We start from the raw sequence: 16,980 nt of genomic DNA on the forward strand, positions 1-16,980 counted from the left end.
GTTGCCATTTATATGCTAGACAGAATACTCCCTGCCTTTTTAACAATGGCACTATGGGGTTGCTTATGCGTATTTAGTGGTATTTACATGGGTGCGCTGCTAAAGGCCGAATCAAACGCAGGTAAATTACGGCAGGGTTTAGGAATCATTTTTTTACTGTATGGCTTGCTCATTATTATTGGCGCTAGCAAAGGAAACACTAATCCATTTCAACCTTTAGTGACGCCAACTAACCTCGCTTCTTCTACAGAAATAGATAAAGTAGTGCGTACTTTGCCAGAAGCCCAACAAGCCATTCAACTAGCAAGCGGCCAACCTATTCTTTTAGATTTTTATGCGGATTGGTGTACTTCATGTAAACTGATTAAAGCGACAACCCTAAAAGATATAGAAGTCAAAAACCAATTGAAAAATTTTGCCGTCATTACGGTCGACTTATCTGCAAATAATGAAGCAAGTAAAGAGCTGTTGAACTATTTTAAGGTGGTTGCTCCGCCTACATTTTTATTTTTGAATGACAAAGGTCAGGAAGTAAGAAAATTGCGATTGGTAGGGGAAATAGATAAAAATACCTTATTAGCAAAAAGTAAACATTTAATGTAGGCTTGGCACCGAAGGTTCATTATTCCTTACCAAAATTGTTTTTATGGACCTTCGGCATCAACCTACATGTATGTTATAATCCGTCCAATTTTTTAACAACAAGAAGTATATGAATCATAAAGTCGGTTTTGTTAGTCTCGGTTGTCCCAAAGCATTAGTTGATTCCGAACGAATTATTACGCAATTACGTGCACAAGGTTATGAATTAGTTTCTACTTATCAAGATGCGGGAGTAGTAGTCATTAATACTTGTGGGTTTATTGATGCGGCTGTGAAAGAATCGCTCGATACTATTAAAGAGGCCATGGCAGAAAATGGGAAAGTGATTGTTACCGGCTGCTTAGGCGCTAAAGCGGATATTATCCGTGAAGCCTGCCCGGACGTATTACATATTAGTGGTGCGCATGCTTATGAAGAGGTAGTTCGAGCAGTACATAGGCATCTCCCACCTCCTGCCGATCCCTTCACGCAATTAATACCTCCACAGGGAATAAAACTTACTCCGCGTCATTATGCTTATTTAAAAATTTCTGAGGGATGCAATCAGAAATGTACTTTCTGCATCATTCCAACTATGCGTGGAAAGTTGCAAAGCTATCCTATTCAGCAAGTTTTAAGTGAAGCTAAAAAATTAAAAGATGCTGGAGTGCAAGAGTTACTGGTAATTTCTCAAGATACAAGTGCTTATGGCGTCGATACAAAGTACCAACCTGTCACCTGGCAAGGCAAAGAAATAAAAACCCGCTTTTATGATTTATGCGAGCAATTGGGAGACTTGGGAATGTGGGTGCGACTTCACTATGTATACCCCTATCCGCACGTAGATGAAATTATCCATTTAATGGCACAAGGTTTAATCCTTCCTTATTTAGATATTCCTTTACAACATGCAAGCACCAGAGTTCTCAAAACAATGAAGCGTCCTGCCAGTAGCGAAAATACATTAAATCGTATTAAGAATTGGCGCGCCATCTGCCCAGAGATTACCATTCGTTCCACCTTTATTGTGGGTTTCCCCGGGGAAACTGAAGAAGAGTTTGAGGAATTGTTAGAATTTTTACAAGAAGCGCAATTAGATAGGGTAGGTTGTTTTCAATACTCCCCAGTTGAAGGTGCCAAAGCAAATGACTTGGCTAATCCAATTGCCGAAGATATCAAAGAAGAACGCTATCATCGTTTCATGCAAATCCAGGCAGAAATTAGTCAAAACAAATTAAGAAAAAAAATAGGCTCTACACAAACAGTATTGGTAGACGAAGTTCTTGAAGACCAAATTATTGCCCGCAGCATGAGTGATGCACCTGAAATTGATGGTCTGGTTTACTTACCCTTTCACTCTGAAGTAAAAGCAGGGTCTAAAGTTGAAGTGAATATTGTAGATAGTGATGAGTATGATCTATATGGAAACTATATATCTTAAAATATATCGTTCTAAAGTAGAGAGCATAACAAAGATTTAATCTTAATTTATGCTAATAGACTTCTATGTAAAAATTCATGGCATAGCATATAGGCATCGGATAGTTTTTGCAGCGTTTCTTTTGGCAAAATCCCTAACTCGCCTAACTTCTTCATTTGTTTTAAGGTATTCGTGTGATTGAAAAGAATTTTGTGCGGGTTTGATAATAGTAAATATTGCACGAAAAACTCTATGTCTAACAAAATACTGGTGGCCTCATCTACCAACTCTTGTTTTATGCTATTTTTTCTAATTTTTAACCGCATCTCTTCAATATCACTTGCTAGAATTTCTTTATTCCTCTGCTGCATTAAAACTTCATTTTTTAAGGCAATAAATTGATTTTTTAAGTTAAGGTTAGTAGTCAAAATTCTTGCTTTTAACAGCGCTTGGTGCTCCCAAGTCCAAGCTTGTTCTTTTTGATACTTTGCAAAAGCCTCCAAATGGCTAACTAAAAGTCCCGAAGAACCTGAGGGCCGCAAACGGGTATCTACAGCATATAAAACACCGGATTGGGTTCGTGTAGTTAAAATATGCAATATTTTTTGACTTAAACGCGTGACCAATGCCTCTTGATTGCTCGCGGTGTTATATAAAAATACCAAATCAACATCCGAGTTGTAATTCATTTCCTGGCTTCCCAGTTTGCCATATGCAATGATCGCAAACTGCGATTGTATGGCAAGGATTTGGGGATATCTGGCCGCTAAAGCTAAAACTGCCAGGTTCAACACTTCAAGTAAGAGAATTTCTGTTACCTGCGATAAATAAAGGCTAATCTCGGCAGCATGACAATATCCATAAAATTCAGCTCGAGCCGCCAATAACCACGCACTTAATTTAAATTGCCTTAGAACTTCCTCTTTTTCTTCTAGACTCACACAATGCATTAATTTTCTTCTTAACTGCTCTTGGATGTGAGCCCTTGTTGATGGGCGCCAAGAGATTTTTTGATCGATTAATACTTCCAATAAAAAAGGATGGTTCAAAATAAGATTGGAAATAAACGAGCTGTTTGCAAATGAATATAATACTTCTTGTAAGACTTCAGGATTTTCAATTAACAAAGCAACATAGGCACTACGGCTAGCGATATTTTCTAATAAATGAAGAATATTACGTAAAATTAAATCAGTACTCGGCTTCTCTGCTAATTCCACGAGTAAAAGCGCGATAAAACGGTCAAGACGTAGCCTGGAAGCATGAGATAGCCTGCGACACTTAGGCGAATTACGAAATGCTTGAATCATTTGAAAACAATTTTCAGGGTTTTCATAATGTAAACTCATGAGCAAATGAACAGCCATCTCATTTTCAAGCTGTCCTTGCCACAAATTCCCTAATTGATTTAATAAAATACTTTTCTCTGTTTCGTATGTTGTGCCTGTGGATAAAACCCCTTGGAAAGAAAAGCTCACGATACGTCTATATTGCTCCACCTTATTATGTAAAGCAGGCCAATTATCAAAACCCATAAGCAAGGCCAATTGAAGCTGCGTCTCAGAAGTAGTAGGCAAACTATGCGTTTGGCGATCATTTTGAATCTGTAGGAAATTTTCTAACTTTCTTAAAAAAAGATACGCTTTTTTTAAGGCTTCTGTATGATTTAATAGATTAAAGTGCTTTAGTACATTTAAAGTATGCAAAGTGTTACGGACCTGGATTTGTGGAAGTCGTCCCCCGCGGATTAATTGAAAGCATTGAACGACAAACTCTATCTCTCTGATTCCTCCTCTGCCACGTTTAATATCATTTAACATAGGCTTTAATAAAATTTCTCGCTCGATAAGTTTTTTCATTCCTCGTAAAGATTCAATAACACTATAATCTACATATTTGCGGTAGACAAAAGGAACAATTAATTGTTGGAACCATGCGATATTTTGTTCTTTCTGGATTAACCGAGCTTTGACCATTGCATAGCGTTCCCAATCGCGCCCCTGTTCTTGGTAATAAGTTTCCATGCTGGGAATAGACAATACCAGTGGGCCACTATCACCATATGGCCGTAAACGAAGATCGACACGAAAAACAAACCCTTCTTGCGTATGAGTTTGTAAAATATGTATAAAATTCTGCACTACTTTTGTGTAAAAAACTTGATTGGGTACGGAATCTTTTCCATCCGTATAACCATCTTTGCTATAACAAAAAATTAAATCGACATCAGAGGATAGATTTAATTCATTACCACCCAGCTTTCCCATTGCCAAGGTAAATAATTGGGGTAAAGGCAGGGTGTCGGCCTTAGGAAAACCATGAATAATAGCTAGCTGGTGCATACAGTACTGTAACGTATGCTCTATAATAACATCCGCACAAGCAGACCAAGATTGCATTGTTTCAGTGGTATCCGCCAAATTTGTCAATTCCCTCAAAACTACCCGTAACAATTGAGCATGGCGAAATTGGCGAAGACGCTGCATAAAAAGTTTCAGGTTAAGAGACAGTGGTATTCCATTAATTATTTTTTGATAATTTTCTGCAGAAAATTTTTCGCTGCAATCATCATGAGCCAATAAATTTTCAAGCACTTCTATATTTCTGGTGGCGAAATCACTAAAGTTACATAATTGGCAAAGAGCCTGTTTCATTGGCTCCGTTAAATGTATAAAATGGTTATCTATGAGCCCAGAATATGGTTGATGGGATTGGGTCTTTTCCACTCGTCTTACCCTTATTTAAAGACTTATTAAAGATACTATACTCAAGAACGGCAAAATACTATTTTGTTTATATACTTATTAAAACGGCTTTTCAGGATAAAGATGAAACGGATTCTTACATTTTTTGTGTTATTTTTTCTTTTTTATATCCCCCATTTATTTGCGCAAGGACCTACATTACGAGTAGCGGTTGCTCATAACTTTCCCCCATTTGTGATGAGAGGAGCAAATAGTCAGTTTTATGGGTTTGATATAGCTATGATGAACTATATTTGTAAAACCCTCGACAGGCCTTGTCGTTTTATCCCCATGGATTTTGTCCAACTTTTAAATGCTGTTATAGAGGGAAAGGCAGACGTCGCCGTTAGCTCAATTACAATCACTGTAGAGCGTTCCCAAATCGTTAATTTTTCTATACCTTATCTACCAAGCAAATCCCATTTTCTCGCGGGGCCTGATACCCCTGTACAAAATTTTAGCCTGGACTTGATTAATGGGAAGCGAGTGGGTGTCGAGACGGGGACAATATTTAGCAATCAACTCGAGCAAATGGGTGCAAAAAATGTGGAAAAAGTGAGTTATGCACGTGAAGACGACATTATTCAAGCGCTTAGTGACGGAGAAATAGATTTTGCCTTGGTCGATGCAGAAGCGGCTGTTTATTGGCAAAGCTATACTACCGGGATTTTAAAAGTTATAGGTCCTCCATTTCCCCATGGATTTGGTTATGGAATCGTTATTTCTAAAGACAATCTTAACCTTCTTACCAGTATTAATCAGGCTTTAAAAAATTATATTCAAAGTGAAGAGTATAAGAAGAATGTAAGAATGTATATTGAGTATTAAGCTTTTTCTTAATGAATTACATGCCCTTGGGTAATGCACTTTGTAATGACTTGGCGAGTGACAAAATCGCCCTGATTGGCGCCATATAATGTATTAAAATGATAGGCTATAGCAATTACCCAATTTGCAATACGAAAATCGAGTTTTTTTTCTTCTGTATCGACTACCAGCTCCAATAACCCTAGGGAATCGCTATTTTGCTCTCTTGCATACTCCTCCATAATTAATTGGGCCGCATGCATATCTTTTTCTTTAGTTGGCCATTCTTTATTCACATCTTTTCCTTTTGCTATGGGCTTGATCTCCATTTTTAGATGGTGGCATGTGCGCCTAATACCAGTGAGGAGATCGTTTTCTTTACCTTTCGGCTGTAACCTACGCTTTATATGGGTATCTTTTTAAAAAATTCAAGTCTCATTGCTTATTGGCTTTACTTCTCTCGTATGTACATACCCTTGCGACTCATGCCAAAGGGTAATAAATAAAACCATAATTACCGGGCCTAAAAATAGACCTAAAATACCCAAGGTTTCCACACCACCTAAAATACCGAAAAGAACCGCTAGAAAAGGTAACTGAATCGCACCACCAATGAGAACAGGCTTAATAAAATGATCCGCTACGAACATAACCAATGTTCCCCATACTACAACTATAATTGCAGCAATCATGCTGTTATATGCGATTAAAATAAGTGCCACCAAAGTAAATACAATAGGAACAACAAAAGGAATCATAGCGGCTACTGCCGTAATAAATCCAAGCAAGGTAGGTGCCGGGAATCCCACTAGTGCATAGCAAATACCCATTAAAATACCGACTCCAATACCCACTACAATCGTACCATTTACAGTAGCTCTCAATGCGGAAGGTAATCTATCTGCATAGCGGTACCAGCGTTTCCCCATACAAATTTCACCAATCTGATTAATTTGTTGAAATAATTTATCCCCATCGCGATAAAAGAAAAATAAAGTTAATAAAGTAAACCCTAACTGAAAACCACGGTGGGCTAAGTTAACTCCAATTTGCTTTATAAAATAGCTCGCGGGCGCAACCGAGAGATGAATATTTGATAAAAAATCTTTTAAAAATCCAGGACTACCAAAATTTTCATCCCAGTAACTTACTAACTCATTACCAATTAATGGAATATCTTTAAAAAAAGCAGGCGCTTGCCCTCCTTCTTTATTAATATGTTGTAAATAGCTAATAAATAATTGCGATTCTTTAACTAATACACTCACTAACCAACTGAGAGGGATTATAAGAAGTAAACTTAGAAGCGTGGTAAAGAGAAAGGCGGCAATATTGGCCCGCGAACCGAACATAACACGCCAGCGTACATACAGAGGATACGTGGCAATTACAATCATTGCGGCCCAAAGGATGGAAGGAATAAAACGATGAATTATAAAAAGAGTAAGAGCCACTATAGTAATAGTTACTCCAATACTAATTAACTCTTTATGTTGTTCGTTCATGCCGCCTCAAGTCTAAGCAATTTCTGCAAAACACCACACTAAAACCTGTAGGCAAGCCCATGCAGGTATAGCTGCTAATAAATCATCTAACATAATCCCCAAGCCACCCTGGACATATTTATCAACAAAGCGAATAGGTTGGGGTTTCCAAATATCAAAAATCCGAAAAAGAATAAAACCAGCTACCATCCAGGGGATACCTATAGGTACCATAAACATAGTAAATAAGTACCCCACTATCTCGTCCCAAACTATGCCAGAAAAATCATGAACTCCAACATCTCTTGTAACTTTGGCGCAAAAGTAAACCCCTGCCATAAAAGCTAAAATAGTAAACGACAGGTAAATGTACCAAGGTTTATGAGCGATCAATAGATAGAATGGTATTGCAGCTAAGGTACCCCAAGTACCTGGAGCAAAAGGCATTAGTCCACTGCCAAAACCAAAAGCTAAAAAATAAATGGGATCTTGCCATACCTTATTTGAAAGTTTAATCATTTGCATGTGCAATCTCAGTGAATTATTATGGGGCCTTCGTCTTAAGTATCGTCACCTTTATTCAACTTTTTTTTATTTTTATTATTCCCGCCTATTTTACCGAAATTTTAAAAATGCTGATACCCTTGTGGTACAAGGCTTTCTATTCCACCTTGTTTTTTTATACGTAAACCCGATTGTGACTGGATTTCACCAATACAAAAACATTCAATGCCTTGTTTTCGCGCATCGCAAATAAACGCCTGTTCTTTCTCCGCAGGAATAGTAAAGCAAAGTTCATAGTCATCTCCACCCTTAAGAGCAAAAGAGGTGGCGTTTTCTTTTTGATATTTTTTTACTAAGGGGTGTACAGGGATTTTGTTTTCTTCAAGCATAGCCCCTACATTACTTTGTTCACATATATGAAATAAATCTGCACTTAATCCGTCGGAAATATCAATTGCAGCGGTGGCGTAGGATTGCAACAAAGAATGAAAGCTTACTCTGGGCTCAGGACGTAATAATTTATCCATTAACATAGTACGATCTTCTTTTTTTATTTCTTTATCTAAAAGAGATACAGCCAAAGCAGCAGCTCCCAAATTGCCACTTACATATATTTTATCTTTAGCTTTAGCACCTTGGCGAGTAATTGCCATTCCCTGCTCAACTAACCCCAGAATGGTAATAGTGATGCTTAGAGGCCCTTTGGTAGTATCCCCGCCCACCAGCGCCATGGAATAGTGGTTTAAAGCGGTACTTAATCCTTCAGAAAAACTTTTTAACCATATTTGATTCAGTTGCGGAAGAGTTAGAGCAAGAGTTATCCATTTAGGCACCCCACCCATCGCTGCAATATCGCTAATATTCACCATTAATGACTTATAAGCGATGTCAAAAGGATCCCATTCACTCAAAAAATGGGTTTCGGCCACCAAAGTGTCGGTACTAACCAGAAGATGCTGGTTAGGGGGTATTTTTATACAAGCAGCATCATCACCAATACCTAAAAGAACACCATCTTCTTTACAGGAAAAGGGTTTGAAAAAAACATTTATTAATTCAAATTCGTTCACTAGTTTTTAAATTCGATAGCACGGGTTTGTTTAGCTACCTCATGCAGTACACCATTTACATAACGATGCCCATCTTGGGAGCCAAATTCTTTTGCTAATGAAATCGCTTCGTCCAACACTACTTTATAAGGGGTCTCGGGACAATACATGCATTCAAAGGTACTTAAGCGCAAAATGGTAAGCTCAATAGGATTTAAACTAGTAAGCGGCCTATCTAAATAAGGGGAGAAGGTTTCTTCCAAGAGGCTAAGCTTAACAGGAATGCCATGTAAAAGACGGGTAAAATATTCTAAATCTACCTTAGCCATATCATTTGCCACTCTAAATTGGGCATCAATTTCGTTTAAATCGGAGCCCGACATCAGCCATTGATACAACGCTTGAACTGCGAGCCTACGTGCTTTACGCTTACCTTTAATTAATTGTTTATCCACCATTACTTCCAGTTGCTTCATCTTTTATTTGATCAATTGTATGTTTAAATTCACTAATATCTTTAAAACGCTTATACACCGACGCAAAGCGAATATAAGCGACATGGTCCAATCTATATAATTGTTCCATTACCCATTCCCCGATTAAACGCGAGTCAATTTCACGCTCACCATTCCTTCTTATCTTCTGCATTATAGCTATAATGGCACCTTCCAGGGCATCTGCGCTCACAGGCCTTTTTTCGAGCGCTCTTAGCATCCCAGCTCTTAAATTATCAATGTTAAAAGGTTCTCGCCGCCCATCTCTTTTAATTACTAAGGGCATTATTAATTCTGCAGATTCAAAAGTGGTAAAACGTTCATTGCATTCAAGGCATTGACGACGACGACGTACTTGTGCACCTTCAGCGACTAACCGTGAATCAACAACTTTCGTTTCTTCAGCATGACAAAATGGACAGTGCATAATTACACGCGATAAACGGGAAATTCATTACACAAGCTTAATACTTCCTTTCTAATTTGGGTAATTTTGTTTTCGTCTTCTAAATTTTCTAATACATCTGCCACCCAATTGGCGACCACTTCAATTTCTGTTTCTTTAAACCCACGGGTTGTGACTGCCGGAGTACCTAAGCGCAATCCACTGGTTACAAAAGGAGAACGCGGATCATTGGGAACGGAATTTTTATTTACGGTAATGTTGGCTTTGCCCAAAGCTGCATCGGCATCTTTACCGGTAATATTTTTATCGATTAAATCAAGAAGGAACAAATGGTTCTCTGTACCGCCTGAAACAATTTTATACCCTCTTCTTTGTAATGTATTAGCCATGTGTTTGGCATTGGTTATTACTTGTTGTTGATATGTACGAAACGCAGGTTGCAATGCTTCTTTAAAAGCAACTGCCTTGGCAGCAATCACATGCATTAAAGGCCCACCTTGGCTACCAGGGAAAACTGCAGAGTTAATTTTTTTCTCTATTTCCTCATTGGACTTAGCTAAAATAAGCCCCCCACGCGGACCGCGTAAAGTTTTATGGGTAGTAGAAGTGACCACATCTGCAAAAGGAACAGGATTAGGATATAAATTTGCAGCTACTAAGCCAGCCACATGGGCCATATCTATCATTAAATAAGCACCAACGGCATCGGCAATTTTCCGAAAACGTTGCCAGTCAATAATTTGTGAGTACGCCGAAAAGCCCGCAATAATCATCTTTGGTTGATGCTGGTGTGCTAAGGCTTCGACCTCTTCATAATTTATCAACCCCGTATTAACATCTAAACCATACTGGAAAGCATGGTATAATTTTCCCGAAAAATTTACGGAAGATCCGTGAGTTAGGTGACCTCCATGAGGAAGTGCCATCCCTAAAACTGCATCCCCAGGATTTAATAAAGCCATCATTACGGCCGCGTTGGCTTGGGAGCCTGAGTGGGGCTGCACATTGACATAATCTGCAGAAAATAACTCTTTAGCCCTTTCAATAGCTAAATTTTCTGCAATATCTACATTTTCACAACCTCCATAGTATCTTTTACCCGGGTATCCTTCTGCATATTTATTAGTCAGCACCGAACCCTGCGCTGCCAGAACGCGCGGGCTAGCATAATTTTCAGAGGCAATTAACTCAAGATGTTCTTCCTGACGAATTTTTTCCCTTTCAATTGCTTGCCAGAGTGCATCATCAAACCCGGAAATAGTATAACTATGGTCGAACATGGAGGTCCTTGGGAAAATTATTTTATAATCAAATCATTACGAACCGATTGTACATTTGCCGTTTTTTTGGCAATTTCACCGGCTTTAACTTTTACACTAGCGTTATTAACAAACCCGCTTAATTGCACTTCGTCCTTATAAGTTTTTACATTAATAGCAAATCCCTCGGCGCCTAATTTATCGATAAGGCTCGCTTTTACTTTTGCAGTAATCGTAGTGCTGTCTAAATACTGACCAGTCGTTTCTGGTTTTGACTGTTTGGCACAAGCTATAATGATAAAGGCAAATAGCGTTAATGAAATGCATTTAAATATCCGTAACATACTTTACCTACTCCCTATTTTTAAACTTAGAAAGCTTAGCATAATTGTGAGGAAAGGAAAGTATCACTCTGTTTTTAAGGACATATGGCCTTATTGCTTTGTTAGGGCTTTTTATGGCAATTTTATTTTGCGTGAAGCATCAATTTAACCGTGCCCGTGCAGGTTCCCCGTAATATTCGGTTGAACTCGCGCTATATGCCCATGCTCGTGACTTTCCGGAGCTACTATAGGAGCGGCACTTTGTACATGACCATGTTGATGTATTGCTGCTACTGGTGCTTGGCCTATATGTCCATGCTGATTTCTAGCGGCCCTAATTGGAGCAGTCGGCGTTATGTGTCCATGATAATGAGGAGCCGGTGGCGGTACAGGTGCTACTGGGACGAAGATTATCTCCTCTTCCTGAACTATTACAACAGGCTTGGTATGTGCATGCACATGGGTTCTTGTCGTTTTTCTTGCTTGTTGAACGATTGGTTTTTCTACAATTTTTTTAGCTACTTTCTTGGCAGCTGGTTTAGGGGTTGGCTTGGCGATCGCTTGCGGTTTTTCTGAATTACAGGAAACAAGTAATAGAGAAGAGACCATTAATAAAAAGATACGTTTCATTTTACAGCTCACATTGGGATAAAAACAGCATCCGCCCGAATTAGTCCAGGCGGATGAAAAGTGATTAATGTGTATTATCGTTTAATCTTTAACTCTGCTTTGGGTTGTTTTAAATAATTAGGAATAATATTTATTGTTGAATAACGCGGAGTATATTGAGAATAAATCGGATACCCGGCTAAATTGGTAATATTAATCATCATTCCATGGCTGCAACGACCATTATAGAAAAGACTTATATAATGTGGAGCATCATTTACATAAATGTAAAAAGGTATTAAGGGAGTTCCATCATTAAACTGGCCAGAGACAATGAAATCCTCATAACTGAAGTTATTGATTTCAATTTCACACAATCCAGGCATTGATACCGAATTCTTCACATTGTCATTTTTCCCTGCCTGAGGATGATAATGCGTGTTGACTGCAAATGCAGAAGAAAATAACCCGAGACAACACACTAATAAGAGTGACTTTAACTTCATATATACACCTTTTGACTTAGATGGAGACAAGATGGTAACAAAGTATTGCTTTTAGTCAATGGGGTATTAAAAGAAACAATACATTCAAAACTTTCCTTTATAAATGCCCACACATCATCCTGCATCTCTTTTAAGTAGTCTTGTATGCACGTGCTTTTGCAACTTACTGTTTGATTTTTAATAATTAAAACTTAATTTGGCGGATCAATTAAAAAATGATATAAGCTACCTTAATTGATTGTAAAAAGGGACACGCAATGAGAAAGCGTATGACCATTATGATAATTGCCTTAGGAATTATCTTTGGTGGGATCATAGGATATAATATTTTCAAAGGGATCATGATGAAGCGCTATTTTGCTCATTTTGAATCCCCAGCTGTTACTGTTTCTTCAGTTACAGTGAAAGAACAGAATTGGGAACCGCGTCTGCCCGCCGTCGGTAATTTTTCGGCAATGAATGGGGTAAACGTAGGTTCAGAAGCTGCTGGCAACGTCGTGCAATTACTTTTTGATTCCGGGCAATTTATTTCTAAAGATGAACTTTTATTAGTGATTGATGATAGCGTTGAGCAAGCCAAACTAAAATATAATCAATCCGAGCTTACGCTGCAGCAATTAAATTACAAACGAATGAGTGACCTTTTCAAGCGTGGAGCCACACCAAGCTCAAGCGTTGATGAGGCAAAAGCACGTTTACAACAAGCAGAAGCAAATGTAGAAAGCACGCAGGCAGCTATTGCCCAGAAGCATATCAAAGCGCCTTTTACTGGTAAATTAGGTATACGCCAGGTAAGTTTAGGCCAATATATTACTCCAGGCCAAACCAATATTGTCACATTACAGTCTCTCGACCCGCTTTTTCTGGAGTTTTATTTGCCAGAGCAATTATTACCAAAATTACATTTAAATCAGCCAATTAATTTTACCGTAGAACAAAACCCAGACGTAATCTTTGAAGGAAAAATCACAGCCCTCAATGCAAAAGTAGATATTAACACCCACAACATTTTAATCCAGGCCACCGTGCCAAATTGCCCTAGTGATGTACTCACCAATCTGACTAAGACTAATCTGTTTAAGACCAGTAAAGATCCAAACAGCGGTAAAACTTTAGTCCAGTGTGACAGTGAATTAAATCAAAAAAATAAAATCAAACAATATAATTTTATTCCTGGAATGTTCGCAGCTATTGATATCAGTCAGCCGAAACTACCTAACGTTATTGTGCTGCCCACTACCGCCATTTCCTATAGTCTTTACGGTAATTCTGTTTTCCTTATTAACAAAGAAAAAACGGATGAAGGCAAAGAAATTTTAAAGGTGAAACGTACTTTCATTGAAACAGGTGATCAACAAGGAAATTATACGGTTGTAACCAAAGGGTTAAAAGCAGGTCAAATCGTAGTCTCCTCTGGCGATCTAAAGCTGGAAGATGATACTCGGGTGGAAATAAACAATACTGTAAATTTACCCAATATCGCTCCTGTTAAACTAAGTGAATAAAACTAATAAGGTTTAAATGAAATTTACAGATTTATTTATTAAAAGACCTGTTTTAGCGACCGTTGTAAGTTTGCTAATTTTTTTGTTTGGTCTGAATTCCATTAGCAAAATACAGGTCCGCCAGTTTCCGGAAATGGATAATACGGTAATCACCGTTACCACCGCATACCCCGGCGCGGATGCTAACCTCATTGCCGGTTTTATCACTACTCCTTTAGAAGCTGCGATTGCAAGCGCTGAAGGTATTGACTACATGACCTCTTCCAGCACGCAAGGGGTTAGTACCATTACGTTAAACATTAAACTAAATTTTGATCCACAAATTGCTTTCACTGATGTAATGAGTAAAGTACAGCAAACGATCAATTTATTGCCACCACAATCACAACAGCCTGTGATCGTAAAATCTTCTGATTCGTCCTCTGCACTTTTATATCTCAGTTTAGACAGTGAAAAAATGACGGCCCAACAGATTACTGACTACGCTACGCGCGTAGTCCAACCACAATTACAAACTGTGGAAGGCGTTGCTAAAGCAGAAATATTGGGTGGACAAACTTATTCCATGCGTATTTTTTTAAATCCCATCAAGATGGCTGCTTTGAAAGTGAGTCCCTCCGAAGTATTTACTGTATTAGCTAACAATAACTTCCTAACTGCTGCGGGTAGTACGAAAGGAGAATATGTTGCGATTGGGATTAATGCCCAAACCAACTTAAATAGCGCCCAAGGCTTTAGTCAGCTTATTGTGCGTAGCGATAAAAGCTCCATTATCCGCTTAAAAGATGTTGCAAGAATTGAGCTGGGCTCTCAAAGTTATGATACGTCCGTTACTTTTGACGGTAAAAGAGCGGTATTTATTGGAATTTCCCCAACTCCCACCGCCAATCCTTTAACGGTTATATCTAAAGTAAGAGAACTCTTCCCTTCTATCGTTAAGCAATTCCCTCCTTCTTTAAAAGGATTAATTGTTTATGATGCTACCGAGTTTATCCGTGAATCCATCCATGAAGTGATTACGACTATTGTGGAAGCGGCTGCCATTGTTGTTTTGGTTATTTACTTGTTCTTGGGCTCTTTTCGCTCTGTATTAATTCCTATCGTGACAATTCCTTTGTCTCTGGTAGGCGTTGCTACCTTAATGCTTTTCTTAGGTTATTCTATTAATTTACTTACGTTACTAGCCTTTGTATTAGCTATTGGCCTTGTCGTAGACGATGCCATTGTTGTGGTGGAAAATATACATAGGCATATTGAAGAAGGTAAATCTCCTTTTCAGGCGGCAATTGAAGGTGCGCGAGAAATTTTTACTCCGATTATTGCCATGACCATAACTCTTGCTGCAGTGTACGCACCGATTGGTTTTATGGAAGGTCTAACGGGGGCTTTATTCAAGGAGTTTGCTTTCACCCTTGCGTCGGCAGTGGTGATTTCTGGTATTATCGCTTTAACGCTTTCACCAATGATGTGCTCAAAGATTCTCACCTCAGAGGTATCCAGCGGCCGTTTTGTGCATTTCCTTGACAACCTTTTCTCTCGCTTACAATTACGCTACAAGAGAGCCCTGCATAGTTTGCTACAAACGCGCTCTATCATGCTTGTGTTTGCTGCCGTTATTCTTTTGGTTCTTCCCTATTTATATAGCCACACAGCAGCTGAAACGGCACCTGAAGAAGATCAGGGGTTTTTCTTTGTCGCCAGTATTGCCCCCCAATATGCCACGTTAGATTACGTAGAGGCATATACAAATTTATTTGGAAAAATATATACAAGCTTCCCAGAAACGAATCATTATTTTACCATTAATAGCCAATCCCCGATGTCTGGAATGGTTTTAAAACCATGGGATCAGAGGGCAAGCCAATTTGCTATGAAAGCCCCCCTACAGTATAAGCTCGATCAAATTACCGGCTTAAAATCCTTCGCCGTAATTCCTCCCCCGCTACCTGGTGGTGGAGGTGGAACCCCAATACAATTTGTTATTAAAACAACCAGTGACTTTAAAACCTTGTATGAAGTTTCAACCAAACTGTTAGAAAAAGCGAAGCAAAGTGGCATGTTTATATATCTTGATAATAGTCTACGTTTTAATAAGCCACAGATTGATCTACAAATAAACCGCTCAAAAGCTTCGGATTTGGGCTTGGATATGCAAGCATTAGGTAGCAGTTTAACCAGTGCTTTATCCGGAGGTTATGTTAACTTTTTCGATCTTCAAGGACGTAGTTATCAAGTAATTCCACAATTAGAAAGACGTTTTCGCTTAACACCCGAAGAATTAGGGCAAGTTTATGTAAAAACTTCTAATGATAGTATGGTGCCTATTTCTACGGTAGTTACTCCAAAAGCATTAACCCAGCCGAATGCACTCTCCCACTTCCAACAATTAAATTCTGCGACAATCCAAGGTGTAACTATGCCTGGAGTAACGCTAGGACAAGGACTTGGCTATTTACAACAAGAAGCAGATAATCTTTTACCGAAAGGGTTTGCTTATGATTATGGCGGCCAGTCTCGTCAATTTTTCCAAGAAGGCAGTACGCTATTAATCGCTTTCTTTCTCTCAATTGTAATTATTTTCTTGGTTTTATCTGCACAATATGAAAGTTTTAGAGATCCACTAATTATTCTAATTAGCGTTCCTATGTCGATTTGCGGAGCATTAATTCCCCTAAATCTCGGAGCAGCTACAATTAACATTTATACCCAAGTTGGCTTAATCACCCTTATTGGTCTGATAAGTAAACACGGTATTTTAATTGTAGACTTTGCTAACCATTTACAACGACAAAAAAATCTAGACAAACAAGCAGCCGTAGAAGAAGCAGCGGCTATTCGCTTAAGGCCTATTTTGATGACTACAGCAGCCATGGTATTCGGTGTGTTGCCTTTACTTTTCGCTTCCGGCGCTGGAGCCGTTAGCCGTTATAATATTGGCTTGGTTATTTCTGCGGGCTTATTAGTAGGGACTTGTTTCACGCTCTTCGTAGTACCTACAATGTATACCTATTTAGCAGCTGATCACAGGCATGACGAGATGGAAGAAAAATCCCCACTCCCTGATGGTTCGCCCGGATAAACAAAATCTCCGCTCCCTCATGGTCGCGTCTCAGATTACCATACCAACCGAGCCGCGCACGTAAGTAAGCGGAAATTTGGTTTACTCTTCATACCAGAAGTCGCTTCAATGCTAAACCCTTCCTTGATTACGTTTCACTCCATCAAGGCTACTTTATGTTTGCAATGACGTGAATAAAACTCTGTGGTAAACTCGCGGGTTTATTTTTT

The 16,980-nt window shown here is 38.8% G+C and carries 16 protein-coding genes; 5 read left to right on the plus strand and 11 right to left on the minus strand.

The annotated features are described in order from the left end of the window. Positions 1-12: 12 nt before the first annotated feature. Positions 13-603, plus strand: a complete 591-nt coding sequence (locus tag EL206_RS05975; RefSeq protein ID WP_141117164.1) for a thioredoxin fold domain-containing protein — start codon at positions 13-15, stop codon at positions 601-603. Positions 604-712: 109 nt separating this feature from the next. Beyond that, positions 713-2,023, plus strand: coding sequence for a 30S ribosomal protein S12 methylthiotransferase RimO (gene rimO, locus EL206_RS05980; RefSeq protein ID WP_058461888.1), 1,311 nt, complete (start codon positions 713-715; stop codon positions 2,021-2,023). A 47-nt stretch (positions 2,024-2,070) separates the two neighbouring features. Here rimO and glnE read toward each other — a convergent pair whose 3' ends face one another. Further along, positions 2,071-4,728, minus strand: coding sequence for a bifunctional [glutamate--ammonia ligase]-adenylyl-L-tyrosine phosphorylase/[glutamate--ammonia-ligase] adenylyltransferase (gene glnE, locus EL206_RS05985; protein ID WP_267885270.1), 2,658 nt, complete (start codon positions 4,726-4,728; stop codon positions 2,071-2,073). A 102-nt stretch (positions 4,729-4,830) separates the two neighbouring features. On the opposite strand from glnE, the gene EL206_RS05990 reads away from it, so the two are divergent. Further along, a complete protein-coding gene (locus tag EL206_RS05990) occupies positions 4,831-5,574 on the plus strand; it encodes a transporter substrate-binding domain-containing protein (protein WP_058461887.1) in 744 nt (247 codons plus the stop codon). A gap of 8 nt (positions 5,575-5,582) precedes the next feature. Here the strand turns inward: EL206_RS05990 and EL206_RS05995 are convergent, their stop codons facing one another. The 10 genes from EL206_RS05995 to EL206_RS06040 all read right to left on the minus strand — a co-directional run bounded on the left by EL206_RS05995 (position 5,583) and on the right by EL206_RS06040 (position 12,187). Continuing rightward, complete coding sequence (locus EL206_RS05995; protein WP_058462376.1) at positions 5,583-5,849, minus strand: hypothetical protein; 267 nt, start codon at positions 5,847-5,849, stop codon at positions 5,583-5,585. A 132-nt stretch (positions 5,850-5,981) separates the two neighbouring features. Further along, positions 5,982-7,058 (minus strand): AI-2E family transporter, encoded by a 1,077-nt coding sequence (locus EL206_RS06000; protein ID WP_058461886.1) that lies wholly within the window; start codon positions 7,056-7,058, stop codon positions 5,982-5,984. Between the two features lie 12 nt (positions 7,059-7,070). Continuing rightward, a complete protein-coding gene (locus EL206_RS06005; protein WP_058461885.1) occupies positions 7,071-7,562 on the minus strand; it encodes a phosphatidylglycerophosphatase A family protein in 492 nt (163 codons plus the stop codon). 101 nt (positions 7,563-7,663) lie between these two features. Beyond that, positions 7,664-8,611, minus strand: a complete 948-nt coding sequence (gene thiL, locus EL206_RS06010; RefSeq protein WP_058461884.1) for a thiamine-phosphate kinase — start codon at positions 8,609-8,611, stop codon at positions 7,664-7,666. Beyond that, positions 8,611-9,045 (minus strand): transcription antitermination factor NusB, encoded by a 435-nt coding sequence (nusB, locus tag EL206_RS06015; protein ID WP_058462375.1) that lies wholly within the window; start codon positions 9,043-9,045, stop codon positions 8,611-8,613. The genes thiL and nusB overlap by 1 nt, the downstream gene beginning before the upstream one ends. Further along, positions 9,038-9,511, minus strand: coding sequence for a transcriptional regulator NrdR (nrdR, locus tag EL206_RS06020; protein WP_058461883.1), 474 nt, complete (start codon positions 9,509-9,511; stop codon positions 9,038-9,040). The genes nusB and nrdR overlap by 8 nt, the downstream gene beginning before the upstream one ends. 2 nt (positions 9,512-9,513) lie before the next feature. Beyond that, complete coding sequence (gene glyA / locus EL206_RS06025) at positions 9,514-10,770, minus strand: serine hydroxymethyltransferase (RefSeq protein ID WP_058461882.1); 1,257 nt, start codon at positions 10,768-10,770, stop codon at positions 9,514-9,516. Between the two features lie 17 nt (positions 10,771-10,787). Beyond that, positions 10,788-11,093, minus strand: coding sequence for a BON domain-containing protein (locus EL206_RS06030; RefSeq protein WP_058461881.1), 306 nt, complete (start codon positions 11,091-11,093; stop codon positions 10,788-10,790). Between the two features lie 144 nt (positions 11,094-11,237). Then, positions 11,238-11,702, minus strand: a complete 465-nt coding sequence (locus EL206_RS06035) for a hypothetical protein (protein WP_058461880.1) — start codon at positions 11,700-11,702, stop codon at positions 11,238-11,240. A gap of 74 nt (positions 11,703-11,776) precedes the next feature. Further along, the gene (locus tag EL206_RS06040) at positions 11,777-12,187 is read right to left on the minus strand and encodes a hypothetical protein (protein WP_058461879.1); all 411 of its coding nucleotides are present in this window, start codon (positions 12,185-12,187) and stop codon (positions 11,777-11,779) included. Positions 12,188-12,444: 257 nt separating this feature from the next. Between EL206_RS06040 and EL206_RS06045 the strand changes: the two genes are divergently transcribed. Both EL206_RS06045 and EL206_RS06050 read left to right on the plus strand, forming a co-directional pair. Then, on the plus strand, positions 12,445-13,692 hold the full coding sequence (locus EL206_RS06045; protein WP_058461878.1) for an efflux RND transporter periplasmic adaptor subunit: 1,248 nt from the start codon (positions 12,445-12,447) through the stop codon (positions 13,690-13,692). A gap of 16 nt (positions 13,693-13,708) precedes the next feature. After that, positions 13,709-16,771 carry an efflux RND transporter permease subunit gene (locus EL206_RS06050; protein ID WP_058461877.1) on the plus strand — a complete coding sequence of 1,021 codons (3,063 nt, stop codon included), beginning with the start codon at positions 13,709-13,711 and terminating at the stop codon, positions 16,769-16,771. Positions 16,772-16,980: the final 209 nt, after the last annotated feature.

The sequence above is a fragment of the Legionella adelaidensis genome, from assembly GCF_900637865.1.
GTDB lineage: Bacteria > Pseudomonadota > Gammaproteobacteria > Legionellales > Legionellaceae > Legionella_A > Legionella_A adelaidensis.